This is a genomic window from Rothia kristinae (assembly GCF_016028855.1).
GTDB lineage: Bacteria > Actinomycetota > Actinomycetes > Actinomycetales > Micrococcaceae > Rothia > Rothia kristinae.
Genome location: NZ_CP065738.1, coordinates 856,312 through 883,158 on the forward strand (window position 1 = coordinate 856,312; position 26,847 = coordinate 883,158).

Consider the following 26,847-nt stretch of genomic DNA (forward strand, 5'->3'; position numbering starts at 1 on the left):
TCACCGGCACGCCGCGTGCCGGCGTGGGATCAGGCCCCGCCCTCCGGCTGCTGCGCCCACCACGCCAGCAGGCGACGCCGGGCCTCCTCCTCGCCCAGGCTGCCCTCATCCAGGCGCAGCTCCAGCAGGAAGCGGTACGCCTTCCCCACCGTGGGCCCCGGGGCGATCCCCAGGATCGCCATGATCTGCTCCCCGTCCAGGTCCGGGCGCATCGCGTCCATCTCCTCCTGGGCCGCCAGCTGCTCGATGCGCCGCTCCAGGTCGTCGTAGGCCCGGCGCAGCCGCCCCGCCTTGCGCTGGTTCCGGGTGGTCACATCCGAGCGGGTCAGCCGGTGCAGGCGCTGCAGCTGATCCCCGGCGTCGCGCACGTACCGACGCACCGCCGAGTCCGTCCACTCCGCATCGCCATATCCGTAGAAGCGCATATGCAGCTCCACCAGCCGCGCCACGTTCCGGATCGTCTCGTTGTCGAAGCGCAGAGCCCGCATCCGCTTCTTCACCAGCTTGGCCCCGACGACGTCGTGGTGCCGGAAGCTCACCGCGCCGTCCTCCTCCAGGCGCCGGGTGGCGGGCTTGCCGACGTCGTGCATCAGGGCGGCGAAGCGCAGGGTGAAGTCCGGGGCCGGCACGGGACCCTCCGGACCCGTCTCCAGGTCCACGGCCTGCATGAGCACGGTCAGGGAGTGCTCGTACACGTCCTTGTGCTGGTGCGCCTCATCCCGCTGCATCCGCAGCGCGGGCACCTCCGGCAGCACGTGATCGGCCAGACCCGTGCTCACCAGCAGGTCCACGCCGCGGCGGGGGTTGCGCCCCACCATCAGCTTGACCAGCTCATCGCGCACCCGCTCCGCGGAGACGATGCCGATCCGCTCGGCCATGTCCGTCATCGCCGCGACCACCTCCGGGGCCGGAGCCACGTCCAGGCGGGAGGCGAAGCGCGCCGCGCGCATCATCCGCAGCGGATCGTCCGAGAAGGAGTCCTCCGGGGCGCCCGGGGTGCGCAGGATCCCGGCGTGCAGGTCGCGTATGCCGCCGTAGGGATCCACCAGCTCCAGCCCCGGCAGGCGCAGGGCCATGGAGTTGATGGTGAAGTCCCGGCGGAACAGGTCATCCTCCAGCCGCCGCCCGAAGGCCACCGTGGGCTTGCGGGAGTCGGCGTCGTAGGCCTCCGCACGGTAGGTGGTCACCTCGATCATCGCCTCGCCCTTGCGCAGCCCGATGGTGCCGTATTCCCGGCCGATCTCCCAGTGCGCATCCGCCCAGTCCCCGGCGGTTTCCAGGATCTGGTCCGGAGTGGCGTCGGTGGTGAAGTCCAGGTCCAGGGCCTCAGCACCCAGGAACAGGTCCCGGACGGGCCCGCCGACCAGCGAGAGCTCGTAGCCGCGCTCGGCGAAGATCCGGCCCAGCTCCAGGGCCGCCGGGTGGATCGCAGAGGTGTCGAAGAGGTGTGCCATAGTCCTTCGATCGTGCCAGATCCGCGCCGACGACGACGCCGCGCCCCTCCCGGGGACGGGCCGCCGCAGGCCCCGGGGCGGGCAGCCGGGCCCGGGAGCCGGTCGCGGACGACTCTGTAAGGTGGACACATGAGCTTTCCAGTACCGCGGGCGCCGAAGAGACGGGTGCTCCTGCCCGTCTCGGCCACGCCCACGGTGGAGGAGGTCTCCGCCGGGGGCCTCGTCGTGGACCTGGAGACGCCGGGCCAGCCCGTGGCGATCATCGCCCGCCTCAACCGCGGCGGGCGCGTCGAATGGTGCCTGCCCAAGGGCCACCCGGAGGGCCAGGAGACCAACGCCCAGGCCGCGCGCCGGGAGATCGAGGAGGAGACCGGGGTGGCCGGGGAGATCCTGGCGGGCCTGGGCTCCATCGACTACTGGTTCTCCGTCTCCGGGCACCGGGTGCACAAGACCGTGCACCACTTCCTCCTGCAGGCCACCGGCGGGTACCTGACCACGGAGAAGGATCCGGACCACGAGGCGATCGACGTCGCCTGGGTGGGCATCGACGACCTCGGGCGCAAGCTCTCCTTCCCGAACGAGCGCCGCATCGCGGACATCGCCCGGGAGTACCTCATCCACCAGCTCTGACGGGCCCGGCCGCCGCGTCGACACGGAATATCACGGACAGGGAATACCTCCTATGGCAACCACCGGTGCGCGCTCGAGCGCCATCATGGCCGCCGGGACGCTGGTCTCGCGCATCCTCGGCTTCCTCAAGACCATGCTGCTGGCCGTCGCCATCGGCGGTGCGACCAACGTCGGAGACGTCTTCGCCCTGGCCAACACCCTGCCCAACCAGATCTACGTGCTGGTGGCCGCGGGCGTGTTCAACGCCGTGCTGGTCCCCCAGGTCATCAAGGCCTCCAAGCATCCCGACGGCGGCGCGGACTACATCTCCCGGCTGCTCTCCCTCGCGGTGATCGGCCTGTTCGCGGTCACCGGACTCGTGGTCCTGCTGGCCCGACCCATCATCTCCGTGATGGCCTCCGGGTGGTCCGAGCAGCAGATCGACCTCGGGGTGACCTTCGCCCTCTGGTGCTTCCCGCAGATCTTCTTCTACGGGCTCTACACGGTGGTCGGCCAGATCCTCAACGCCCGCGGCGCCTTCGGGGCGTATATGTGGGCGCCGGCCCTGAACAACGTCGTCGCGATCGGGGCGCTGCTGGTGTTCGTGTGGCTGTTCGGCACGCAGCAGTCCGCCCAGCACACCCCGGAGAGCTGGACCTCCCAGCAGACCTTCTGGCTGGCCGGGATGGCCACCGTGGGCGTCGCGCTGCAGGCCCTCATCCTGTTCATTCCGCTCAAGGCATTGAAGATCGGCCTGGGGATCAAGCTGGGCTGGCGCGGGATCGGGCTGCGCACCGCCGGGCGCCTGGCCAGCTGGACGCTGGCCACCGGCGTCATCGCCAACCTCGCGTTCCTCTACGTCGCCCACCTGGCCACCACCCCCGCCGGGTTCCGCGCGGACTACGACGTGCCGATCGCCGGGAACAACGCCCTGGACAACTCGACCATGCTCTACCAGCTGCCGCACGGGGTGATCGGGCTGTCCGTGGCCACGGTGCTGTTCAACCAGATGTCCCGCTCCGCCGCGGAGGAGGACCGGGACACCCTCATCGCGACCCTCTCCCGCGGCCTGCGGATCACGTGCGTGGCCACGATCTTCTGCGCCGTGGCCCTGGTGGTCTTCGCTGGGCCCATCGGCGTGCTGTTCGGCGGCGGCGGCCCGGTGGCCGGGGCGGTGGTCGGGCAGGTCATCACGGTGATCGCCCTGGGGGGTCCGTTCCTGACCACGTCCTTCATGATGGGGCGGATGTTCTACGCCCACGAGGACGCCAAGACCCCGCTGATCAACCAGGCGATCTGCGCGGCGTACCTGATCATCGGAGGATTCCTCATCAAGCATATTCAGCCGGATCACATCGTCTTCGGCTTGGCCGGTCTGTATGCCGGTCAGAACATCCTCGCGACCCTGCTGTACCACCGCAGCCTGCGCCGCTGGCTGGGGGACTACGACGTCGCGAACATCATGACCACCCACCTGCGGGTCACCGTGGCTGCCCTGCTGGCCGGGATCGGCGGCTTCGCGGTGCTCACGCTGCTGGGCGGCTCGGACTTCTCCGGGTTCGCCTGGAGCAACCAGATCACCTCCCTGATCACGATCGCCGCGGGAGGGACCCTCATGGGGGTGCTGTACCTGGGGGCGCTGAAGCTGCTGCACGTGCGGGAGCTGGACGGCATGGTCCGCATGGTGCGCACCCGACTGGGCCGGTAATCCCCGCCACACCCCGGTAGGATCGTGGGCAGCGGTCCGCACCGGGCCCGGAAGAACCCTCGCAAGGAGAGCTGGAGGACTCGTGACGCAGGCTATCGAGCTGGGCACCGTGCTGGGCGGTCGCTACAAGGTGACGGCGCAGGTGCTGACCACGGCCGCGCGCGACCAGGTCCTGGAGGGCCGGGATCAGGTGCTGGGCCGGCAGGTGTCCATCCTAGCCGCGGGCCCCCAGCACGCCGAGCTGCTCATCGACAACGCCCGCTCCCTGGCCTCGGGGCCGCGCTCCAGGTCCCTGCAGATCCTGGACCTCGGCCAGTCCGAGGACACCACCTACCTCATCACCTCCCACACCGACTCGGAGGAGCTGCTGGACCTCCTGCTGCCCGGAGGCGCGGACCCGGATGACGGCGGAGAGGCCCTCGGCTCCGAGATCTTCGGCACCGAAGATGCCCCGGCGGGCGCGGAGGACGGCTACGAGGCCGTCACCGGCCCGGTCGACGAGTCTCGAGCCGAGGAGCGGGAGCAGGACGGTCCGGCCGTGACCCGCTGGACCGACGCGGATTACGAGTCCTTCGGCGAGGAGCCGCCCGCCCAGCGCTCCGGGCGCTCCAGCCGCTCCGGAGGCACCCTGTTCGATCGCGCCGCCTCCGATGCGGCCGGCGGCGCCGCGGCGTCGGCCGCCTCTCGGCGCGCCGCGGACGCCGGCTACGACGGCAGCGGCGTCGGGGACGCCGACGATGACCGGGCCTACGACTACGGGTACGACGAGGCGGAGCCCGCCTACGCCGGGCCGACCTCCCCGGATCCCGCCACCGGAACCTATCCCGGGGCCGAGACCGTCGCCGATGAGGACCCCGAGGACGAGGATCTCTCCCCGGACGATGAGGAGGAGTACGACGACGAACCGCGCCGCCGCGGCCCCGGCGGGGGCCTGTGGATCACGACGCTGGTGGTGATCCTGCTGCTGGCCGGACTGGTCTTCTTCGGCTTCACCCGGCTGGGAGCGATGGTCTCCTCGATCGGCGGCGGCTCCTCCTCTGCTCCTGCGTCTTCAGCTTCCTCCGGGGGCTCCGAGGCCTCCGGGACCGGCAGCTCCTCCGCGTCGGCCTCCGCCTCGCCCACCGAGGACGACGGCGCCGAGCCGCGCGCCGTCTCCGCGCAGCGGATCGTGCCGGGCAACGCCTCGTTCATGGCGGATCAGGACGGAACCCTGTCCCAGGTGGTGGATGGGAACCCGTCCACCGTGTGGACCAGCTACGGCTTCTCCTCGGCGCAGTTCGGCTCCCTGATCTCCGGCTTCGGCATCGCCGTCCAGCTGCAGGATCCGGCGAAGGTCAGCCAGGTGACGGTGGATCAGCAGGGCGGGACCGGCGGGTCCTTCACCGTCTACACCAGCGATTCCCCGTCCCTGGACGGCGCCACGGAGGCCGGGAAGGGCACCTTCGACGCCGCGCAGACCACGGTGCGCCTGAACGAACAGGCCTCTTCGAAGACCGCCCGGTACGTGATCGTCTTCGTGGATTCCGCTCCGCGGCTGTCCCAGCCGATCGGCGGGTACCCCTACGGGCTGCGTCTGGGGGAGATCTCGGTCCGGTGAGGCGCTGTGCGCCCGGCGGTCCGGTGAGGCACGGCTGGCCAGGTGGCCCGGTGAGGCGCTGTGGCCCCGGGCTCGTCGCGCGGAATATCCCTCCCCGGTCCCCGGTTCCACCCTGTAGAAGCACCGGGGCGTCTTGCGAGGCGCCTCCTCCCGCCCGAGCGCGTCGGCCCGGCATCCCGCGGGCCGCAGGAAAGGTCCCCCAGCACGTGAACGAGAACGTCTTCGCCGCGGGTTCCCCCGTGATCTCCCTGAACCAGCAGCCCGCCGCCGAGGGCCGTGACGACGCCGTGCCGTCGTCGGCCGCGGAGGCCATCGCGCCGTCCGCGGAGGACTCAGTGCACGACGTCGCCATCATCGGCTCCGGGCCGGCCGGGTACACGGCCGCGATCTACACGGCCCGCGCCAACCTCAAGCCCATCGTGTTCGCCAGCTCGGTGGCGGCCGGCGGGGACCTGATGACCACCACGGAGGTCGAGAACTTCCCCGGCTTCGTGGATGGCATCCAGGGACCCGAGCTGATGTCCACGATGCAGCAGCAGGCGGAGCGCTTCGGTGCGGATATCCGCTACGAGGATGTGGAGTCCGTGGAGCTGGCCGGCGAGCTGAAGAGGATCACGGTCGCGGACGGGTCCGTGCACTGGGCCAAGGCCGTGATCGTCTCCACCGGGTCGGAGTACCGGAAGCTCGGCCTCGAGGATGAGGCGCGCCTGTCCGGGCACGGCGTCAGCTGGTGCGCAACCTGTGACGGGTTCTTCTTCAAGGAGAAGCCGATCGCCGTCGTCGGGGGCGGGGATTCCGCCCTGGAGGAGGCGCTGTTCCTGACCACCTTCGCCTCCTCGGTGACCATCATCCATCGGCGCGATTCCATGCGGGCCTCGGAGATCATGCAGCGCCGGGCCCTGGAGCACCCGAAGATCACCTTCGTGTGGGACTCCGAGGTGGTGGGCATCGAGGGTGCCGCGCAGACGGAGGCCCTGCAGGTGCGCAACGTGAAGTCCGGGCTGACGCAGCGCCTGGAGGTCAGCGGCCTGTTCGTGGCCATCGGCTCGGACCCCCGCACGGAGCTGGTCAAGGACCAGCTGGAGCTGACCGCCGAGGGCACGATCGCCGTGCAGGGCCGCTCCTCCAAGACCAGCCTCCCCGGGGTGTTCGCCGCCGGGGACGTCATCGACCCCACCTACCGCCAGGCGATCACCGCGGCCGGCTCCGGCTGTGTGGCCGCCATCGACGTCCAGCATTACCTGGAAACCCTGTAACACCCTTCCCACCGAAAGGAGCTGTCATGAGCAGCGCCAGAGCAGTCACCGATGCGTCCTTCCAGGAAGACGTTCTGAACAGCGATCGCCCGGTCATCGTGGATTTTTGGGCCGAGTGGTGCGGCCCGTGCCGGATGGTCGGCCCCGTCCTCGATCAGATCGCCGAGGAGCACGCGGAGAAGGTCGACGTCGTGAAGCTCAACGTGGATGAGAACAGCGAGACCGCCGCGAAGTACGGCATCACCTCCATCCCCGCGATCTACGTGTTCAAGGGCGGCGAGGTGGCCAAGACGAGCGTGGGTGCCAAGCCCAAGGCCGTCCTGGAGAAGGAGTTCGCCGAGTTCCTCGGCTGATCTCCCCCGCCTGACGCGCCTCCCATCCGACGACGAGGCCCGCATGTTTCACGTGAAACATGCGGGCCTCGTGCTGTGTCGTCAGCCGCGCTCGATCTCCGGATCCAGCACGCTGATGATGCGGTTGAGATCGTCCACCGAGGCGAACTCGATGGTCATCTTCCCCTTGCGGGCCCCCAGGGCGATCTTGACGCTGGTGTCGAGCTTGTCCGCAAACGCGTCGGCGATGTAGTCAAACCTCTCATGATGCCGAGGGGCCGACGGCCGGCGCTTCTTCTTCTCCGGACCGGCGGCCGCCCCGGACTGGATGATCTCCTCGACGGAGCGCACTGATAGTCCCTCCGCCACGATGCGCTGTGCGAGCCTCTCCATGGCGGCGGGGTCCGACAGCGCCAGCAGGGCGCGGGCGTGCCCGGACGAGAGCACTCCCGCCGCAACCCGACGCTGCACCAGGGCGGGCAGACGCAGCAGGCGAATGGTGTTGCTGATCTGCGGGCGCGACCGGCCGATCCGGCGTGCCAGCTCCTCCTGGGTGGTCCCGAATTCGTGGAGCAGCTGCTGGTACGCCGCCGCCTCCTCCAGCGGATTCAACTGGCTGCGGTGGAGATTCTCCAGAAGAGCATCACGAAGCAGGTCGATGTCCTGCGTCTCGCGGATGATCGCCGGGATCCGGTCCAGCCCGGCCTCCTGGCTGGCTCGCCAGCGCCGCTCACCCATGACCAGCTCGTACTTCTCCGGGCCGTCCTCCTGGCTGGGGCGGATCACGATCGGCTGGAGCACCCCGATCTCCCGAATCGAGTGCACCAACTCGGCCATGTCATCGGGGTCGAACTCCTGGCGCGGCTGCTTCCGGTTCGGGTGGATGTCCCGGACGGGGATCTCTCCGAACAGCGCCCCGGGGACGGGCACCAGGTCCTGATCCGTCTCGGACACGGGTGCGTCCGCAGAACCGGTCCGAGTCCTCGTGGTCCGCTGCTCGCCCTCCTCTGTGCCGGAGCGGTCAGACTTTGAGGCCTGGGCAGAGTCATGTGTCGATGCGGAGGCGGAGACGGGCCTGGAGGATCGATCGTCCGGGCGACGGTTGGTCGAGGAGGTGCCAGCGCTGGATTCCGCCGTTTCACGTGAAACAGTCGCGTTGCTCGACGAGGAGCTCCCCCGTTCACCGGTCCCCGCCTCGGCGGTTCGCGGATCCTCGCTCTTCGTTTCCTGGGCGGCGGCGCTCGGCTCGAAGAAGAAATCAACCGGTCGCCGGCCCGCACCGCTCTTGCGAAGGGCGGCGCCCATATCGGCGCGCCCAGCGGATCGCCCGCTCTTCTTCGCAGAACGACTTGTAGAGGCTTTCTTCTGGGGCTTCTCCGGAGCGTTGTCGGTCTGTTCGCCGTTCTTCGCCCCGCTCGCCGAGGTCGCAGCGGAAGCCTTCTTGGCGGCCGACCGCCCGCTCGTCCCTCGACCGCCACTCTTCGCGCCGACCTTTCCGCTCGCTCCAGCGGAGGTCGAGGCCGTTCCCTGTCCGCTCGGCGATGCAGCCTGGTTGTCGGCCACGGAAGAGCCTCCACCGCTCGACGCCTCAGCCCTCGATGTTTCACGTGAAACGGTCGGGCCGTTCGCACTCGATCGGCCCGACGAGCCTGACGTCGACCTTCCGGCCGGGGTACGCCGACGTCCCGCCTGGTCCTTCGTCTCCGCCCCAGCATCACCGGTATGACCGGCAGCAGCCGATGAATCGACGGATGTCGTCGGTTCCTCTTCGGGTGAGCTCGGTATGAGAGCCCCCAGTCCGCGCCCCAATCCACGTCGTCTCTCTGCCATGTCCCTCGACCTTCCCACTCGACACTCGTCGCTCCGATTCTACTGGGCCTCGGTGTCATCGAACCGTCCTCCTCCACAGGAATCGACCTCCCACCGCGGGCCATTCGCTCGAACCGGGGCCGGATCGTGTGAATGTACGGCATCCACTGCAGGCTCACCTTCATCGCATGGGTCAGAACCGCCCATCCTCAGTGCCACCGATTCCCAAACCGGCGTGTTGACTCCACCCTCCCCACTGGGGCGCCGAGACCATCTGCCCGGAGGACGCCGGGTTCCCTTCAACGGGAGCACACGGACAGGGGCAGACAATCCGGGCTGCTGCCGGTCGACAGGGCAATATTGGCCGGACGGGTGAAGACCACCTCCTGGACGCTCATCGTGAAGGCAGTAGACAGCGACAGATGGGTCGGGATGGGGGGCCAGACACGTGAAAGCTCTTGTGCCAAGCTGTCCCCCTTCGGAGCGGATCCCCTCAAGTCCGCGTGGAGAGCAGCAGATGGACACCCGAACATAACGACTCACGGCAGAGGTCTCCTGCGCCCTTCGGTCTGACCAGCCCTAGGGGCGGACGACACCTGCGCAGCACAGCCGAGCCCCACGCGTTCCCATGGCGAACGTCGAAGGTGCCACGTACTCCTCCGTTTCACGTGAAACGGGCGCTGGATTGGGCGAAAGCGCCTACGCTCCAACTCCGGCAGGGCGCGACTGATCTATGGGTCCGGTACGCAGGGACGTCCGCGCCTCTCCACGGAGAGTGCTTCTCACATCCCTGAGGATGTACCGAGCGAGCCCACGATAGAGGTCTATCCCTCGGGTCGTGTGCCGAATTCTTGCGTCCCCGATCACGATGGCGTTAGGTGTTGGGTCAGTCGCGGACTACCGGGAGATGTGGTCCAGACCCAAGGTTTCGGGGATCCAGACGCTCGGCTTCCCGGCTTCCCGGCTTCCCGGCTTCCCGGCTTCCCGGTCATGATGATCGTCTGTGCGCGCGTGTTTCACGTGAAACATGACGTGAACTTGCTGGACGCTCCGCCCTCGACTCGGACAGGATGCCGTCGCCTTGGGTAGTCCCCCGGGGGTCTGGTGACTCTCTCAGCACCGCCGGTGTGCCCGATCCGGGCGCATCAGGCCCTCCTCCCCCTGGACGGGATTTGGAAGGTCAGACTCTGCGACCATCCGGCTCGCGCAACCCCACGAGGACTGCCTTCCGCATTGGCCGTTGGCAAACAATAACGGAGATCAATCGTTTCGGATCTATCAAGGGGACAGCTGAACCTGAACGTTCGAAGGTGCTGCCGCTCCCGGACCGGTAATGCCCTCCATCCACCGCCCGGACCTCCGCACGGACCAAGCATGTTTCACGTGAAACACATGGAGCAGCGGGCCGCCGCCTCGCCCTCCGTCGTCTCCTAGAGGTGGCGGGCGCGATGCTGCCCGGGGGCAGCATCCACGTCGGCCCGCTGCGCGATCTCGACGGCCGCCTCCAGGTAGGACAGGGCGCCGGTCGAATGGGGATCATAGGTGAGGACGGTCTGCTGATAGCTCGGCGCCTCGGAGATCCGCACCGACCGCGGGATCATCGCTTCCAGGGTCTGCTGCGGGAAGTGGTCTCGCACCTCCTGGGCCACCTGAGAGGACAGATTGGTGCGGCCGTCGTACATGGTCAGCAGGATCGTGCTGACCTCGAGTCCGGGGTTGAGGTGCTTCTTCACCATGTCGATGTTCTTGAGCAGCTGGCTCAGCCCCTCCAAGGCGTAGTACTCGCACTGGATGGGGATCAGGACCTCACGCGCGGCCACGAAGGCGTTGATGGTCAGCAGCCCGAGGGACGGCGGGCAATCGATGAACACGTAATCCAACCGCGGGAGGTCGTTGACGGCAAGATACTTGGCGTAATCGCCGAGAGCCCGGCTCAGCCGCTGCTCCCGAGCCACCAGAGAGACCAGTTCGATCTCGGCCCCGGCCAGGTCGATGTTCGAGGGCAAGCAGTACAGATTCTCCACATCCGGGCAGGGGCGCACGGCCTCCTGCATCGGGGTGTCCTCGATGAGCACATCGTAGGTGGAGACGATGTCCGTCCCGTGCTCGATATTCAGCGCTGTGGAGGCATTGCCCTGCGGATCGATGTCGATCACCAGCGTCTGCAGGCCGCGCTCAGCCAGGGCGGCCGCGAGGTTCACGGCCGTGCTGGTCTTCCCGACCCCGCCCTTCTGGTTGCTGATCGTGAAGATCCGCGTCTCCGCAGGGGGCTGCACCTGCTGTTGGTTGAGCTTCTTCCAGCGCTTCTTCTCGTTCATGAGCTCTCTCGCTACAGGCGACTGTACGGCCTCCGCCATCGCGGCGGACTCCACGGACGATGTTTCACGTGAAACACGACGGCCGACGTCGGGGTGGATCGGGGTCGGGAGGTCCCGGGGTTGCGGCGGCAGTGCATCCCCGAAGACACCCTTCAGACGGTGGGAAGGTGGGGGAGAGGTCATGGCGTCCGCAGACCTCCTCCTCGTCCAGAGTCGCACCGCGGCCGTTCCGGGTGATCACGTCTCGTCCCAGCGTACCCGGCTAATGGATGCCCCGGCGGCGGAGTCCACAGGCATACGCAGTCTCCGGCACCGCCGCCCCTGGCGACCCCGCTCCACACGGACTACACCCACGCGGAGTACCCACGCCGACTGAACCCACACACAGCCTCCACCACCGCCTGCGGACACCGCAGACACTGGCAGACGCTGCGTCGGGGAAGACCGAACACAACCTGTCGCGGATGTGCGAGACGGCGTGAGGCGAGGCGCAGACGCCCGCACCGCGCAGCCTCACAGAGCCACAGCCTCACAGCCTCGCGAACCCACAAGCCTCAGCGACTCAGCACAGCACAATGCCAGAGGCGCATCACAGCGCCCCAGCCTCACCACCCCGGAGACCCACAGCCCGGGAGACACGGAGCCTCAGAGGCTGACGCGCACCACCGTCGTCGGCTCGCTGAGCAGCCGATCCCCGACGGTGAGGATCTCGGTCTCGCGGGCGCCGTACTTGGAGAGCTTCTTGCGCGCCTTGCGCACCTCTTCCTCGGCGGAGCGGCCCTTCAGGGCCAGCAGCTGCCCCGTGCCCCGCAGGATCGGCAGGGTGATGTCCAGGAGACCACCCAAGGCCGAGACGGCGCGCGCGGTGACGATGTCCGCCTCGACCTCGCCGACGATCTGCTCGCCCCGGCCGCGCAGGATGCGCACCGAATCCCCCAGCTCCAGGTCCCGCACCACCTCGTCCAACCAGATCACGCGCCGCTCCAGCGGCTCCACGAGAGTCAGGGACAGATCCGGTCGGGCCAGAGCCAGGCACAGCCCCGGGAGGCCCGCTCCGGAGCCCACATCCACCACGGAGACGCCCTGGGGGATCAGCTCCTGGACCACCGCGCAGTTCAGAACGTGACGGACCCACAGCCGCGGAACCTCCCGGGGGCCGATCAGGCCTCGCTCGATCCCGCTGTCCGACAGATGACCCACGTAGCGGCGGGCGAGATCCAGGCGTTCACCGAAGACCTCCTCGGCCGCCCGCAGCTCCTCGCCCACAGGCTCCGGAGCCTGCGCCGGCGACGCGGCGGTCCCGGCACCCCGAGAGCCGGCGTCGGCGTGGGAACCCCGCGTCCCAGCGCCGCCACCCTGAGGCGCGACGTCAGCGCCCCGGGAATCCGAGGCAGCATCACGCGCGGCGGATCCGGTGTGCGGGCGGCTCATGCCGGCTCCTCACCCGGTGCCGTGAAGTCCACGGTCACCTCCGCCGGATCCGGGTGCTGGGGCACAGCCCCCGGCGCACCAGGCACACCGCCAGTCGCACCGCCAGCGGCGTCGGCGGCATCAGCACCGGCGACCGACGCCGCATCCTCGGCGGCCTCCCGGGGGCCGGTCACCACGATGTGGCGCTTCGGCCCCTCGCCCTCCGAGGCAGAGAGGAAGCCCAGCTCGGCGACGAAGTCGTGCACCAGTTTGCGCTCATAGGGGCTCAGGGGCTGCAGGTGGCGGTCCTTCCCGGACTCGCGCACCGAAGCCACGGCCTCCTCGGCGAGGCGGCGCAGCTCGCCCTTGCGCCGCTCCCGATGCCCCGCGATGTCCAGGATCAGCCGAGACCGGTTGCCGGTGGCCGCCAGCACCGACAGCCGCACCAGCTCCTGCAGGGAGTCCAGCACCTCGCCGTGCTTGCCCACCAGCATCTTCAGGTCCTCGGCCTGCTCGCCCTCGGCCACCACCGAGAGGAAAGTGCGGTTCTGGTGCACCTCGATCTCGATGTCGCCGTCCAGGTCCGCGATGTCCAGCAGCTCCTCGAGGTAGTCGGCGGCGATCTCGCTCTCCTCCTCGCGCAGCGCCGCCTCCTCAGCGCTGGATTCTGAGGCCGCGGCCTCCGCGGCGCTGGCGTGTGCGGTTTCCGCGGCGTCGTCGTCGCGGCGCTGGTCGGTGGGCTGCTGTGCTGACATCAGATGCTCCTTGCTCCATCCGTGCGGTCGGTGCGCTCGAGGGCCGCGGGAGGGCACTCCGAACCCGTGGTCGCGCCCATCCCGCCGCGGATCACTTCCGCTTCTTCTTCTGGCGCTGCTTGCTCACGGGCTGACGGCGCTGCCCGGCCTGGGCCTTCGCCCGCTGGGCCTCCAGCTCGGCTTCGTGCTCCTCCTTGGTCTTGCCCACGGGGGGAAGGCCCTTGGCGGCCCGGCGCTCGTTGAGCTCGCGCTCGGCCTGAGAGCCCGGCGTCGGGTTGTTGCGGATGACCCACCACTGCTGGCCCATGGACCAGAAGTTGGAGACGGTCCAGTACACGAGCACACCGAGAGGGAAGTTGATGCCGCCGACGGCGAAGATGATCGGGAACAGGTACAGCATCATCTGCTGCTGCCGATACATGGGCGATTCCTTGGCCTGGTCGCTCATGTTCCGGGAGGTCAGCTGACGCTGGGTGAAGAACTGGGTCGCGCTCATCAGCACGATCATGAGGATCGCGAGCACGACGGTGGCCGTGTGGTTGCCATGGCCGGGCTGCATGAGCGTGGAGAACAGCGGCGCCCCGAGGATCGTGGCGTCGTTGAACTGGTGCACCATATCCGCGGGCAGCACCAGAAGATTGGATCCCGACGACGCCGCCGCCGGCACCCCGCGCAGCACCTGCAGGAGGCCGAAGAAGATCGGCATCTGCACGAGGATCGGAAGACAGGAGGACAGCGGGTTGGAGCCGGTCTTCTTGTACAGCGCCATCTGCTCCTGCGCCATCGCCTGGCGGGAGAGCTGATCCTTCTTGCCCTTGTACTTGGCCTGGATCTTGGCCATCTCCGGCTGCAGCTCCTGCATGCCGCGCATGGACTTGATCTGCTTGACGAACAGCGGGATGGTCAGGGTCCGCATCACCAGGGTCATGAAGACGATGGCGAGCACCCACGTCCACCCGGAGGCGGCGTCCATGCCGATCGCGGTGAACACCGTGTGGAAGAACCACAGGATCGCGGAGACGATCCACTTGAAGGGCCACAGGATGAGGTCGAAGAGGTTCATCGGGGATTGACTCCTAGCCCCGCGGTTCCACGGGGGTGTCATGTGCGTGCGCGCAGCGCGGATGGTTCAGCAGCAGGATCTGGGGGGCGCGTCCCGGCGCGAAGGTCCGGGGGCCGACGGGCACCGGGTCCAGGCCGCCGGAGGCCCAGGGATGGCACCGCAGCAATCGTCTCACGGTCAGGCCCAGTCCCCGCACCGCGCCGTGCACAGTGAAGGCCTCCAGCGCGTACGCCGAGCACGTCGGGAAGTACCGGCACACCTCCCCGTACAGGGGCGAGATGATCCTGCGGTACAGGCGCAGCAGGCCGATGGCGAGGTTCTGCGGCAGCGTCCACAGCGCCTGCCCGACGCCGCGGACGCGCACGTACTCCGTCGGCGCCCGCTCCAGCAGCTGCTGGGGCTCCATCGCGGCCTCGAGGGTTCTTCCGGCGTCCTGGTCGGGGCTCATGCGGCGAGCTTCCGCCGGGCGGCGATCAGGGCCGCCCGGTAGTCCGCGCCGAGGCGGCTCCAATCCGCCTCGGCCGAGGCCGGCAGGGCGCGGACCACCAGGTGCAGTCCGCGAGGGGTCTCGGCGATCGACTCGGCGGCGAGCTCGCGCAGCCGCCGCTTGACCCGGTTGCGCACGACGGCGTTGCCCACCGCCTTGGACACGATGAAGCCGACGAGGGTCGGCTCCTGCGGTGCGCAGGGGTGGGCGTAGACGACGACGTTCCGGCGCCCGCTACGGGCGCCGGAACGCGTGGCTGCTGAGAATTGGACCGACGTCCGCATCCGGTGCTGCTGGGCCAGCACTGAGCGGCTCCTTCGAAGACGTGCCGGGGTGCGGGTGCCTCCGCGCGGGATCATCTCCCGGGCGCGGCGGGACAGCGCCTCAGTCCCCGACGACGGGGGTGCGGCTCAGGCGGAGAGGTTCGCGCGGCCCTTGGACCGGCGGTGGGCCAGGATGGCGCGGCCGGCGCGGGTGCGCATCCGCAGACGGAAGCCGTGCTTCTTGGCACGACGGCGGTTATTCGGCTGAAAAGTCCGCTTGCTCACGGTGGGTACTCCATTGACGTCGATTCGGGCGCTGCCCGCGCTGGTGGATCCGACGGGGATCCGCAGGGGCGACGCGTGGGGCGATGCGATCCGCGCGGCGTGCAGGGCCGCGCACCGGGTCTCCTCGAACCGCCGATGGGCTGCGGGGCAGCCCGGGTTGGAGGGTCGGTGGGCACACTGACGGCACACGGACGACTGATCGAGTCTAAGAGGGAGGCGGTGGGGCGGTCAAGCCCTGCGCGGCGCACCGATGTCGTCAGACGAGGTGCATCCCGCTTCCCCAGGGTGTGCATCCACCGACCATCCCAGTCTGTGGATAAACCCCAGAGAAGTTCCCACCATCCCCAACCCCGAGAAGACGCGGAACTACAGTCCTGTGATTACCGGAAGCGGCCGACTGCGGCGGATTCCCGCGGTCGGGATGCTCTAGGCTGGCAGGAGCCGCCTCTCGTTATCCACAGAGCAGGCGGGTGTGTACAACCTTGTGGACAGACCGGGGAGAACCGGTGGAGGACCGCGCCCGACCCGCCGGCGCGAACGCCTCCAGCGCCCTCGATCCGTCCCGTCGCCGACTTCGAGGAGCACCGTGAGCGTTCAGGGCAACGAGCAGATCCAGACGCGCTGGGAGGCGTGCATCGCGGACCTGCAGAACAACCCCGACCTGACCCGCCGGGTCAAGGGCTCCCTGGACAAGGCGCAGCCGCAGGGGCTGTTCGGCACCACCCTGATCATCGCGGTGCCCAACGAGTACACCCGCGACGTCTTCCAGCGGGAGCTGAACGTCGCCTTCAAGGAGGCGCTGAACCGCGCCTTCCCCGAGGACATGGGCATCACCGAGGCCTTCGTCATCGACCCGGAGCTGGAGACGCCGGTGCCCGGCCGGGCCCAGGCCACCGCCTCGCCCCAGCAGCTGCGCAGCCCCCGCGCCGACGCCGCCCCGACGCGGACGTCCGGAGAGTCCGGGCACTCCACCGCCGAGGGAGGGCTTCCCACCGATCACCCGCGGGCGGATCAGGCCCGGCACGCGAGCTCGGAGCAGGGGCCCGGCCTGCCGCCCATCAGCGAGCTGGAAGCCGAGCGCGGCCACGTGGGCACCGTCCCCTCTCCGCTGCACGTGCCCGGGGCCGGACAGGAGCCGGCCTCCCTCACCGGTTCCCGCCCGACGTCGGCCCCGGCCGGCTCCCCGGAGTCCGAGGCCCCGCGCCCCGAGGTGGTCACCCCCGGCCAGGACATTCCCCAGATGGCATCCAACACCGCGCCGAACGACGCGGAGTGGGAGTCCAGCGCCCGGCTGAACAGCAAGTACGTCTTCGACACCTTCGTCATCGGGCAGTCCAACCGTTTCGCCCATGCCGCGGCCCTGGCCGTCTCCGAGATGCCGGCTAAGTCATATAACCCGCTGTTCATCTACGGGGATTCCGGGCTGGGCAAGACCCACCTGCTGCACGCCATCGGGCACTACACCAAGCGGATGTTCCCGCACATGCGGGTGCGGTATGTGAACTCGGAGGAGTTCACCAACGACTTCATCAACTCCATCCGCGACGACGAGGGCTCCAGCTTCAAGCAGATCTACCGCAACGTGGACCTGCTGCTGATCGACGACATCCAGTTCCTCGCGGGCAAGGAACACACGCAGGAGGAGTTCTTCCACACCTTCAACGCCCTGCACAACCACCAGAAGCAGGTGGTCATCACCTCGGATCTGCCGCCCAAGCAGCTGACCGGCTTCGCCGAGCGGATGCGCTCCCGGTTCGAGTGGGGCCTGATCACGGATGTGCAGCCGCCGGAGCTGGAGACGCGGATCGCGATCCTGCGCAAGAAGTCTCAGAGCGAGAACCTGGACGCCCCGGACGAGGTCATGGAGTACATCGCCTCCAACATCACCACCAACATCCGGGAGCTGGAGGGCGCGCTGATCCGGGTGACGGCCTACGCCTCCCTGAACAAACAGGCCGTGGACCTGCCGCTGGCGGAGCTGGTGCTCAAGGACCTCATCACGGATGAAGGCGTCTCCGAGATCACCGCCTCCACGATCCTCGGGCAGACCGCGGCGTACTTCGAGGTGTCGCTGGAGGAGCTGCGCAGCAAGTCCCGCAACCGCACACTGGTCACCGCGCGGCAGATCGCCATGTACCTGCTGCGCGAGCTCACGGACATGTCCCTGCCCAAGATCGGCCAGGAGCTGGGGGGCCGGGACCACACCACCGTGATGCATGCGGAGCGGAAGATCCGCAAGCTCATGGCCGAGCGGCGCAACATCTTCAACCAGGTCACCGAGCTGACCAACCGCATCAAGCAGCAGCACCGCGAGGGCTGAGGCCCGGTCCGGGGCCCGCCCGAGCTCATCCACCGTTTCCACAGGGTGATCCGGGCCCTGTTATTAACAGCTGTGGACAGAACTGTGGACAACCCCGCTCGGACTGTGGAGCTTAAGGGGATGCACCGCCCGCAGGCTGTGGATCCCGCATCAGGCCGGTCTCGCGGCTCCACATGCCGGCAGGATCCGTCCCCGACGACGACCACAGGTTGCCCACACCCGCGATCCGCGAGCCGGCAGGGATCCGGGCGTTTTTCCACAGAATCCACACGGGTTGTTAATACTCCCGATCCTTTAAGAGATCATCCCCGACAACGAACCTCCCAGACCCTCGAGCCTGCCGGCAGGGCCGGGATCCGGCCGTGACCGGCCGCCCGGCCTGTGGAATTCCAAGAATCCCCGAGGTCCGGCTCCGGTAAGCTGGCCCCAGATCCGATCCCCTCGTACCCCGCGCGCTGCGCGCGGAAGAAGGACAGCGCCACCGTGAGATTCTCAGTCGACCGCGACGTACTGGCCGAGGCCGTCACCTGGACGGCCCGCTCCCTGTCCCCCCGGCCCCCGGTGCCGGTGCTCTCCGGGCTGCTGATCACCGCCCAGGGCGGGGAGGTCTCCATCGCGAGCTTCGACTACGAGACCTCCGCCAAGCTGTCCATCGCCGCCGAGGTCATCGAGGAGGGTCAGACCCTCGTCTCCGGGCGGCTGCTGGCGGACATCTGCCGCTCCCTGCCCTCCGCCCCGGTCGCCGTCGAGACGCGGGATTCCAAGGTGTACCTGACCTGCCGCTCCGCGAAGTTCAACCTCGCGTCCATGCCCGTCTCGGACTACCCCGAGCTGCCCGGACTGCCGGAGGTCTCCGGCACCGTGGACGGCGCGGCCTTCGCCCACGCGGTCTCCCAGGTGATCATCGCCGCCAGCAAGGACGACACCCTGCCCATCCTCACCGGGGTGCGCATGGAGATCGACGGACCGAACATGACGCTGCTGGCCACGGACCGCTACCGGCTGGCCATGCGCGAGCTGATCTGGGAGCCCGCGGACCAGGGGCTGCAGACCGCCGCCCTGATCAAGGCCCGCACCCTCAACGAGGTCGCCAAGACTCTGGGTGGGGCCGGGCAGCTGTCCATCGCCCTGTCCGGATCCCACGAGCTCATCGGCTTCGAATCCGGCGGGCGGCGCACCACCAGCCTCCTGGTGGACGGAGAGTACCCCAAGATCCGCTCGCTCTTCCCGGATCAGACCCCCATCCACGCCGTCGTGCGCACCGGGGAGCTGGTGGAGGCCGTGCGGCGCGTCTCCCTGGTGGCCGAGCGCAACACCCCTGTGCGCCTGGCGTTCGTGCAGGGCCAGCTGACCCTGGACGCCGGGACCGGGGAGGACGCCCAGGCCAACGAGGTCATCGAGGCCCAACTGGAGGGCGAGGACATCACCGTGGCCTTCAACCCCGTGTACCTGTCCGAGGGGCTGGGCGCGATCGGCGGGGACTACGTCCGCTTCTCCTTCACCACCCCGCCCAAGCCGGCGGTGCTCTCCCCGCAGGAGAGCCCGGAGGCGGAGGAGGATCGGCGCTACCGGTACCTGCTGATGCCGGTGCGCCTGCCGCAGCAGTAGCGCCCGCGCGCAGCGGATCAGAGCAGGAAAGGAGGAGCCGGCCCGGTGCACATCGACCACCTCTCGCTGATGGACTTCCGCACCTACCGGTTCCTGGATCTGGCCCTGACGCCGGGGCTCACCGTGCTGGTGGGGCGCAACGGCGTCGGGAAGACCAACATCGTCGAGGCCGTGGACTACTGCGCCGAGCTGGCCTCCCACCGGGTCAGCGCCGATGCCCCGCTGGTGCGGGTGGGTGCCGAGCGCGCTTACATCCGGGCCCGGGTGGTGCGCGGCGGCCAGCAGACCGTCATGGAGCTGGAGATCACCCCCGGCAAGGCCAACCGGGTACGGCTGAACCGCGCCGCGCCCGTGCGGGTGCGCGAGGCCCTGGGGATCTGCCGCACCGTCCTGTTCTCCCCGGAGGACCTGGCCCTGATCAAGGGCGAACCCGCGCTGCGTCGTCGCTTCCTGGACGATCTGGCGGTCTCCCTGCGCCCGGTGGTCGCCGGATACCGGGCGGACTATGAGAAGGTGCTGCGCCAGCGCAACGCCCTGCTGAAGTCCCTGCGCCGCTCGGGACGCACCGGACCGGAGGAGCGGGCCACGCTGGAGGTGTGGAACGGGCAGCTGGTCAACCTCGGCGCCCGGATCCTGCACGCCCGCTTCCAGGTCCTGGCGGCCCTGCTGCCGGAGGCCGACCGGGCGTACGGGCAGCTGACCGACGGCGGCAAGGAGCTGGCCTTCCGCTACGAGTCCCTCACCCTGGGCGCCCGGCCGCGGGAGGACGTCGCCGCCCTGGCCGCGCTGAGCCCGGCCCGGCTCGGGCAGATGCTGGCCAGCGCGCTGGAGGAGAAGGCCCAGGATGAGATCGAGCGGGGGATGAGCCTGGTGGGGCCGCACCGGGACGAGGTGCAGCTGATGCTCGGCGGGATCCCGGCGCGCGGCTACGCCTCCCACGGGGAGACGTGGTCCTACGCCCTGGCCCTGCGCCTGGGCTCCTGGTACGTGCACCGGGCCGACGACGACGCCCCCGGCGCCTACCCGATCCTCATCCTGGACGACGTCTTCGCGGAGCTGGACGCGGTGCGCCGTTCCCGGCTGGCGCGGATCGTCTCCGCGGCGGAGCAGGTGCTGGTGACCTGTGCGGTCGAGGAGGATCTGCCGCGGGAGCTGCCCGGGCGGCGTCGGGTGCTGCAGGTCAGCCCCGGCGAGGTGCACCCGGTGGACTCCGACGCCGGCGCCCCTGACGCCGCGCCGGAGGAGCCGGAGGGCCCGGGGGCGCCGGGTGCCTGAGCGGGGCGAGGAGGTGCGCCGGGAGCTGGAGCGGGACGAGATCGACGCCCCGGCCTCCCTGCTGCAGCGCCTGCGCGAGGCGGCCGTGGCCCGGGGCGAGGGGAGGGTCACCGGGGGTGCCGCGCGCCGGATCATCAAGGACTTCGGCGCCGTCGTCTCCGCGGCGCCGGGGCAGTCCCGCAGGCGGCGCTGGCGCGAGGAGGGCTGGGATCCGCGCGTGCTCGGCGGGTACACCGGGCCGGGGAAGTCCTCGCGGGACCCGCAGGGGGTCGGCCCCGTGATGGCGCACATGATCGCCGCGCGCGGGTGGAAGGAGCCGGTGGCGGTGGGCAGCGTGCTCTCCCGCTGGGAGGAGCTGGTGGGTCCTTCGATCGCCGCGCACGCCAGCCCGGAGAGCTATGAGAACAGCGAGGTCACGGTCCGCTGCGACTCCACCAACTACGCGACCTACCTGCGCACCATGCAGGGGCAGCTGCTGAGCACCTTCGAACGGGAGCTGGGCCCGGGCATCGTCACCCGGGTCACCGTGCGGGGGCCCGCCGCGCCCTCCTGGCGGAAGGGCCGTCGAGTGGCCCCGGGTGGTCGGGGCCCGCGGGACACCTACGGCTGAGCGCCCGCTGCCGTCCCGAACCCCCGGTCACGGGGGATCCCCCAGCCAGACGGGGTCAGGACGACTCAGCCGCCTTCTGTGCCCGATGACGGGGCAGATGCCACCTCGGGAAGCTCCTCAGTGGGCGGAATCGGCGGTGCGCCCGGGGCTCGGCCCGCTAGAATCGAGGAAAGACTGAATGATGGGCGTCCGCACCCGCGACGCCCGGACCCAAGGAGCTTGATTCCCCCAGTGGCATCCGCAGAGCAGCACGAATACGGCGCGAACGAGATCACGGTCCTGGAAGGGCTGGAGGCGGTCCGCAAGCGCCCGGGCATGTACATCGGCTCCACCGGTGAGCGCGGCCTGCACCACCTGGTCTACGAGGTCGTGGACAACTCCGTGGACGAGGCCCTGGCCGGGTACGCGGACCACATCGAGATCACGATCCTCGCCGACGGCGGGGTGAAGGTCGTGGACAACGGCCGCGGCATCCCGGTGGACATCCACCCCACCGAGGGCCGGCCCACCGTCGAGGTGGTCATGACCGTGCTGCACGCCGGCGGCAAGTTCGGCGGCGGCGGGTACGCGGTCTCCGGCGGTCTGCACGGCGTCGGCATCTCCGTGGTCAACGCCCTGTCCACCCGCGTGGAGACCACCGTGCGCCGCCAGGGCTACGAGTGGACCATGGCCTTCGCCGACGGCGGGGTGCCCCAGGGGGAGCTGGTCCGGGGCCGGGAGACCACCGCGACCGGCACCACCCAGGTCTTCCACCCGGACCCGGAGATCTTCGAGACGGTGGAGTTCGACTACGAGACCCTGCGCGCCCGCTTCCAGCAGATGGCCTTCCTGAACAAGGGACTGCGCATCACGCTCACGGATGAGCGCACCGCGGTGGACTTCGAGGACCATGTGGCGGAGGAGAAGAAGCCCAAGGAGCTCAAGCTCAACACGGAGACCACCACCGCGGAGGGCCACCGCACCGTGGTCTACCAGTACGACCGCGGGCTGCTGGACTACGTGCAGTTCCTCAACGCCAGCCAGAAGTCCCCGGTGATCCACGAGGACGTCATCGCCTTCGACGTCGAGGACACCGAGCGGATGCTCTCCCTGGAGCTGGCGATGCAGTGGACGGAGGCCTACCGGGAGTCCGTGCACACCTACGCCAACACCATCAACACCCACGAGGGCGGCACCCACGAGGAGGGCTTCCGCGCGGCCCTGACCACGCTGGTCAACCGCTACGCCCGGGACAACCGGCTGCTGCGGGACAAGGACGACAACCTCACCGGCGATGACATCCGCGAGGGCCTGACCGCGGTGATCTCGGTGAAGATCGCCGAGCCGCAGTTCGAGGGCCAGACCAAGACCAAGCTGGGCAACTCCGAGGTCAAGGCCTTCGTGCAGCGGGAGGTCTCGGATCAGCTGGGCGACTGGTTCGAGCGCAACCCCAACGAGGCCAAGGCCATCGTGCGCCGGGCCATCACGGCCGCGCAGGCGCGGGTGGCCGCGCGCAAGGCCCGGGAGACCACCCGGCGCAAGGGCCTGCTGGAGTCCGGCGGGATGCCGGGCAAGCTGAAGGACTGCTCCTCCAAGGATCCGACGATCTCGGAGATCTACATCGTGGAGGGCGACTCCGCGGGCGGCTCGGCCGTGCAGGGCCGGGATCCGGAGCGCCAGGCGATCCTGCCGCTGCGGGGGAAGATCCTCAACGTGGAGCGGGCCCGCCTAGATCGGGCGCTGTCCAACGCCGAGGTCCAGTCCATGATCACCGCCTTCGGCGCCGGCATCGGCGAGGAGTTCAAGGTGGAGAAGGCCCGGTACCACAAGATCGTGCTGATGGCCGACGCCGACGTGGACGGCCAGCACATCACCACCCTGCTGCTGACCCTGCTGTTCCGGTTCATGCGCCCGCTGATCGAGGCCGGGTACGTGTACCTGGCGCAGCCGCCGCTGTACCGGATCAAGTGGTCCAACGCTGCGGACGACTACGTCTACTCGGATGCTGAGCGGGACGAGGTGGTGGCCCGGGGCCTGGCCAACAACCAGCGCCTGCCCAAGGAGAACGGGATCCAGCGGTACAAGGGCCTGGGGGAGATGTCCTACACCGAGCTGTGGGAGACCACCATGGACCCCGAGCACCGCACCCTGCTGCAGGTCACGATGGATGACGCCGCCGCGGCGGACCAGGTGTTCTCGGTGCTGATGGGCGAGGACGTGGAGTCCCGCCGCGAGTTCATCCAGAAGAACGCGAAGGACATCCGCTTCCTCGACATCTGATCGCATGCCGTCCGGATCATATTCCCCACGCGGAATGAGCCGGGCGGCGATGCGGCGAGACAGCGCAGAGCACACCCCAGAACGGAAAGCACACAGCCATGAGCGACGAGAACGCCACGCCGGAGAACGGCGCAGAGAACGAGGAGCGCGAGGTCCACGAGGGCGAGGTCGTGGACCCGGCCGTGCCCGGTCCGGAGATCCGTCTGACCGATCGGGTCGAGGCCGTGGACCTGCAGACCGAGATGCAGCGCTCCTACCTGGACTACGCGATGGCCGTGATCATCGGCCGCGCCCTGCCGGATGTGCGCGACGGCCTGAAGCCCGTGCACCGGCGCGTCATCTACGCGATGTACGACGGCGGGTACCGCCCGGACCGCTCCTTCAACAAGTGCGCGCGCGTCGTCGGCGACGTCATGGGCCAGTACCACCCGCACGGCGACTCCGCGATCTACGACACCCTGGTGCGCCTGATCCAGGACTGGATCATGCGCTACCCGCTGGCCCTGGGCCAGGGGAACTTCGGCTCCCCGGGCAACGACGGCGCGGCCGCACCCCGGTACACCGAGTGCAAGATGGCGCCGCTGGCCATGGAGATGGTCCGGGACATCCAGGAAGACACCGTGGACTTCCAGGACAACTACGACGGGAAGAACCAGGAGCCCACGGTCCTGCCCGCCCGCTTCCCGAACCTGCTGGTCAACGGCTCCTCCGGCATCGCCGTCGGCATGGCCACCAACATCCCGCCGCACAACCTGCGCGAGGTCGCCGACGGCGTGCAGTGGTTCCTGGACAACCCCGAGGCCTCCGACGAGCAGCTGCTGGAGGCCCTGATCCAGCGGATCAAGGGCCCGGACTTCCCGACCGGCGCGCAGATCCTCGGGCACAAGGGCATCGAGGACGCCTACCGCACCGGGCGCGGGTCCATCACGATGCGCGCGGTGGTCAACGTGGAGGAGATCCACGGGCGCACCTGCCTGGTGGTCACCGAGCTGCCGTACCAGGCCAACCCGGACAACCTGGCCATCAAGATCGCCGAGCTGATCAAGGACGGGAAGATCTCCGGGGTCGCGGACATCCGCGACGAGACCTCCGGGCGCACCGGGCAGCGCCTGGTCATCGTGCTCAAGCGCGACGCCGTGGCCAAGGTGGTGCTGAACAACCTCTACAAGCACACCCAGCTGCAGGAGAACTTCTCCGCGAACATGCTGGCGATCGTCGACGGCGTGCCGCGCACCCTCTCCCTGGACGCGTTCATCCGCCACTGGGTCACCCACCAGATGGACGTCATCGTGCGCCGGACCCGGTTCCGGCTGCGCCAGGCCGAGGAGGAGGCGCACATCCTGCGCGGCCTGCTCAAGGCCCTGGACGCCCTGGACGAGGTCATCCGGCTGATCCGCAGCTCCCCCACCGTGGAGGAGGCGCGCACCGGGCTGATGCAGCTGCTGGACATCGACGAGGCCCAGGCCCAGGCGATCCTGAACATGCAGCTGCGCCGCCTGGCGGCTCTGGAGCGGCAGAAGATCCAGGATCGCCATGCCGAGCTGATGCGCCAGATCGAGGAGTACCGGGGGATCATCGCCTCCGAGCAGCGCCAGCGGGAGCTGATCTCCGAGGAGCTGGCGGAGATCGTCGGCCGGTACGGGGACGAGCGGCGCACCCAGATCCTCATGGGCTACGACGGGGACATGTCCGTGGAGGACCTCATCCCCGAGGAGGACATGGTCGTCACGATCACCCGCGGCGGCTACGTCAAGCGCACCCGCATCGACCAGTACCGCTCCCAGCACCGCGGCGGCAAGGGCATCCGGGGCGCGCAGCTGCGCGGGGACGACGTCGTCGAGCACCTGGTGGTCACCACCACGCACCACTGGATCCTGTTCTTCACCAACCTCGGCCGGGTCTACCGGACCAAGGCGTACGAGCTGATCGAGGCCGGCCGGGACGCCAAGGGCCAGCACGTGGCCAACGTCCTGGCCTTCCAGCCGGGGGAGACGATCGCGCGGGTCATGGCCCTGCGCTCCTACGAGGACGCGCCGTACCTGATCCTGGCGACCAAGCACGGGCTGGTGAAGAAGTCGCGCCTGTCCGACTACGACACCAACCGCACCTCCGGGGTCATCGCGATCAACCTGCGCGAGGAGGACGAGCTGATCTCCGCGCAGCTGGCCGGGGCGGAGGATGACCTGATGCTCATCTCCCGCAAGGGCCAGTCCCTGCGCTTCACCGCCACGGACGAGGCGCTGCGCCCGATGGGCCGGGCCACCTCCGGGGTGACCGGGATGAAGTTCCGCGACGGCGACGAGCTGCTGGCCGCCTCCGTGGTCACCGACGACGCGTACGTCTTCGTGGTCACCGAGGGCGGCTGGGCCAAGCGCACCCGGGTGGATGAGTACCGGGTGCAGGGCCGCGGGGGCCTGGGCATCAAGGTCGCCAAGCTCGCGGAGGACCGCGGGGACCTGGTGGGCGGGCTGATCGTCGGCGCGGACGACGAGGTGCTGGTGGTCATGGAGTCCGGCAAGGTGGCGCGCTCCCACGTGGCCGAGGTGCCCGCGAAGGGCCGGGACACGATGGGCGTGATCTTCGCGAAGCCGGGCAAGAAGGACCGCATCCTGTCCATCGCCCGCAACCAGGACAAGGGCGTGGACGACGGGGAGCCCGTGGCCGAGGGCGGGGCCGTGGGGGTCCCGGGGGCGGATCATGAAGTACCGTTGGACGCAGACACTGATCGCACCGACGCACCGGCAGCAGCCGGTCCGCAGTCCCACGGAGGTAACGAGTGAGCACGAAGAATTCGGGATCCGAGGCGCGCAAGCCCTCCTCGGCGTCGGGCACCTCCGCCCGGCGGCCCGCCCCGAGCCGGGGCCGGGATTCCGTCACGGCCACCAAGTCCTCCGCCTCCTCCGCGGGACGCGCAGGCTCGGGGCGCACCTCCTCGGCGGGTGGGGTCAAGCGGCCCGCCGGCTCGGCCAACCGCCCGCTGGTGCGCCCCGCCCCGCGCTCCAAGGTGCGTCGTGCCCACCTGACGGTCGCGAAGATCGACCTGTGGTCCATCGCCAAGCTGGTGTTCCTGCTGTCCGTGGCCGTGGGCATCGTGACCGTGGTGGCCACCGTGATCCTGTGGCTGGTCTTCGAGGTCACCGGCATCTTCGACGGCATCAACTCGATCCTGTCCATGCTCTCCAGCCAGGGCAACGCCGTGCAGCTCACGGACTACCTCTCCCTGGGGCAGGTGGCCGTGTACGCCACGATCCTGTCCGTGCTGAACGTGGTGCTGCTGACCCTGCTGGGCATCATCGCCGGGTTCCTGTACAACATCGCGGCCAAGCTGGTGGGCGGCATCGGGGTGACCCTGACGGACGACTGACCCGGTGGTCCGCCGCCCGGCGGCCCCGCCTGTGCGCGAGGTCACCGGGGGCGGATTTGGCCGCC

At 69.3% G+C, this 26,847-nt stretch carries 20 protein-coding genes and 1 pseudogene; 12 read left to right on the forward strand and 9 right to left on the reverse strand.

Features of this window, described 5'->3' with window-relative positions:
- Positions 1-29: 29 nt before the first annotated feature.
- On the reverse strand, positions 30-1,454 hold the full coding sequence (locus I6G21_RS03880; protein WP_129358032.1) for a CCA tRNA nucleotidyltransferase: 1,425 nt from the start codon (positions 1,452-1,454) through the stop codon (positions 30-32).
- 129 nt (positions 1,455-1,583) lie between these two features.
- Between I6G21_RS03880 and I6G21_RS03885 the strand changes: the two genes are divergently transcribed.
- The 5 genes from I6G21_RS03885 (at position 1,584) to trxA (ending at position 6,977) form a co-directional block, all read left to right on the forward strand.
- Positions 1,584-2,084: an NUDIX hydrolase gene (locus I6G21_RS03885; protein WP_058730484.1), complete on the forward strand. Its 501-nt coding sequence runs from the start codon at positions 1,584-1,586 to the stop codon at positions 2,082-2,084.
- Between the two features lie 52 nt (positions 2,085-2,136).
- Positions 2,137-3,771 carry a murein biosynthesis integral membrane protein MurJ gene (murJ, locus tag I6G21_RS03890; protein WP_058730483.1) on the forward strand — a complete coding sequence of 545 codons (1,635 nt, stop codon included), beginning with the start codon at positions 2,137-2,139 and terminating at the stop codon, positions 3,769-3,771.
- A gap of 82 nt (positions 3,772-3,853) precedes the next feature.
- Positions 3,854-5,368 carry a discoidin/SUN/FTP domain-containing protein gene (locus I6G21_RS03895; protein ID WP_129358033.1) on the forward strand — a complete coding sequence of 505 codons (1,515 nt, stop codon included), beginning with the start codon at positions 3,854-3,856 and terminating at the stop codon, positions 5,366-5,368.
- A gap of 287 nt (positions 5,369-5,655) precedes the next feature.
- On the forward strand, positions 5,656-6,624 hold the full coding sequence (trxB, locus tag I6G21_RS03900; protein ID WP_058730496.1) for a thioredoxin-disulfide reductase: 969 nt from the start codon (positions 5,656-5,658) through the stop codon (positions 6,622-6,624).
- Positions 6,625-6,650: 26 nt separating this feature from the next.
- Complete coding sequence (trxA, locus tag I6G21_RS03905; RefSeq protein WP_058730481.1) at positions 6,651-6,977, forward strand: thioredoxin; 327 nt, start codon at positions 6,651-6,653, stop codon at positions 6,975-6,977.
- 81 nt (positions 6,978-7,058) lie between these two features.
- On the opposite strand, the gene I6G21_RS03910 is transcribed toward trxA, so the two are convergent.
- From I6G21_RS03910 to rpmH, 8 genes and pseudogenes are all read right to left on the reverse strand, one after another.
- Complete coding sequence (locus tag I6G21_RS03910) at positions 7,059-8,519, reverse strand: ParB/RepB/Spo0J family partition protein (RefSeq protein ID WP_331250958.1); 1,461 nt, start codon at positions 8,517-8,519, stop codon at positions 7,059-7,061.
- A 1,676-nt stretch (positions 8,520-10,195) separates the two neighbouring features.
- Complete coding sequence (locus I6G21_RS03915) at positions 10,196-11,122, reverse strand: ParA family protein (RefSeq protein ID WP_081046270.1); 927 nt, start codon at positions 11,120-11,122, stop codon at positions 10,196-10,198.
- Between the two features lie 606 nt (positions 11,123-11,728).
- Positions 11,729-12,349 carry a 16S rRNA (guanine(527)-N(7))-methyltransferase RsmG gene (gene rsmG, locus I6G21_RS03920; RefSeq protein WP_232238537.1) on the reverse strand — a complete coding sequence of 207 codons (621 nt, stop codon included), beginning with the start codon at positions 12,347-12,349 and terminating at the stop codon, positions 11,729-11,731.
- A 326-nt stretch (positions 12,350-12,675) separates the two neighbouring features.
- Positions 12,676-13,248: pseudogene (locus tag I6G21_RS03925) on the reverse strand (Jag family protein); the annotation flags it as partial.
- Positions 13,249-13,339: 91 nt separating this feature from the next.
- Positions 13,340-14,311 carry a membrane protein insertase YidC gene (yidC, locus tag I6G21_RS03930; RefSeq protein ID WP_061225138.1) on the reverse strand — a complete coding sequence of 324 codons (972 nt, stop codon included), beginning with the start codon at positions 14,309-14,311 and terminating at the stop codon, positions 13,340-13,342.
- Between the two features lie 13 nt (positions 14,312-14,324).
- Positions 14,325-14,759: a membrane protein insertion efficiency factor YidD gene (gene yidD / locus I6G21_RS03935; protein WP_224799966.1), complete on the reverse strand. Its 435-nt coding sequence runs from the start codon at positions 14,757-14,759 to the stop codon at positions 14,325-14,327.
- A complete protein-coding gene (gene rnpA / locus I6G21_RS03940) occupies positions 14,756-15,103 on the reverse strand; it encodes a ribonuclease P protein component (RefSeq protein ID WP_058730476.1) in 348 nt (115 codons plus the stop codon). Before rnpA ends, yidD begins: the two co-directional genes overlap by 4 nt.
- A gap of 105 nt (positions 15,104-15,208) precedes the next feature.
- Entirely contained in the window at positions 15,209-15,346 is a 138-nt protein-coding gene (gene rpmH, locus I6G21_RS03945; protein WP_081046273.1) for a 50S ribosomal protein L34, read from the reverse strand.
- A 586-nt stretch (positions 15,347-15,932) separates the two neighbouring features.
- On the opposite strand from rpmH, the gene dnaA reads away from it, so the two are divergent.
- From dnaA to I6G21_RS03980, 7 genes are all read left to right on the forward strand, one after another.
- Positions 15,933-17,666, forward strand: a complete 1,734-nt coding sequence (gene dnaA / locus I6G21_RS03950; RefSeq protein ID WP_064725058.1) for a chromosomal replication initiator protein DnaA — start codon at positions 15,933-15,935, stop codon at positions 17,664-17,666.
- A 483-nt stretch (positions 17,667-18,149) separates the two neighbouring features.
- A complete protein-coding gene (gene dnaN, locus I6G21_RS03955) occupies positions 18,150-19,274 on the forward strand; it encodes a DNA polymerase III subunit beta (protein ID WP_058730474.1) in 1,125 nt (374 codons plus the stop codon).
- A gap of 45 nt (positions 19,275-19,319) precedes the next feature.
- Positions 19,320-20,549, forward strand: a complete 1,230-nt coding sequence (gene recF / locus I6G21_RS03960; protein ID WP_129358035.1) for a DNA replication/repair protein RecF — start codon at positions 19,320-19,322, stop codon at positions 20,547-20,549.
- Positions 20,542-21,159, forward strand: coding sequence for a DUF721 domain-containing protein (locus I6G21_RS03965; RefSeq protein ID WP_224799965.1), 618 nt, complete (start codon positions 20,542-20,544; stop codon positions 21,157-21,159). Before recF ends, I6G21_RS03965 begins: the two co-directional genes overlap by 8 nt.
- Before the next feature lie 231 nt (positions 21,160-21,390).
- Positions 21,391-23,418 (forward strand): DNA topoisomerase (ATP-hydrolyzing) subunit B, encoded by a 2,028-nt coding sequence (gene gyrB, locus I6G21_RS03970; RefSeq protein ID WP_061225136.1) that lies wholly within the window; start codon positions 21,391-21,393, stop codon positions 23,416-23,418.
- 98 nt (positions 23,419-23,516) lie between these two features.
- Entirely contained in the window at positions 23,517-26,198 is a 2,682-nt protein-coding gene (gyrA, locus tag I6G21_RS03975) for a DNA gyrase subunit A (protein WP_058748372.1), read from the forward strand.
- Positions 26,195-26,782, forward strand: coding sequence for a DUF3566 domain-containing protein (locus I6G21_RS03980; RefSeq protein WP_064725056.1), 588 nt, complete (start codon positions 26,195-26,197; stop codon positions 26,780-26,782). The genes gyrA and I6G21_RS03980 overlap by 4 nt, the downstream gene beginning before the upstream one ends.
- Positions 26,783-26,847: the final 65 nt, after the last annotated feature.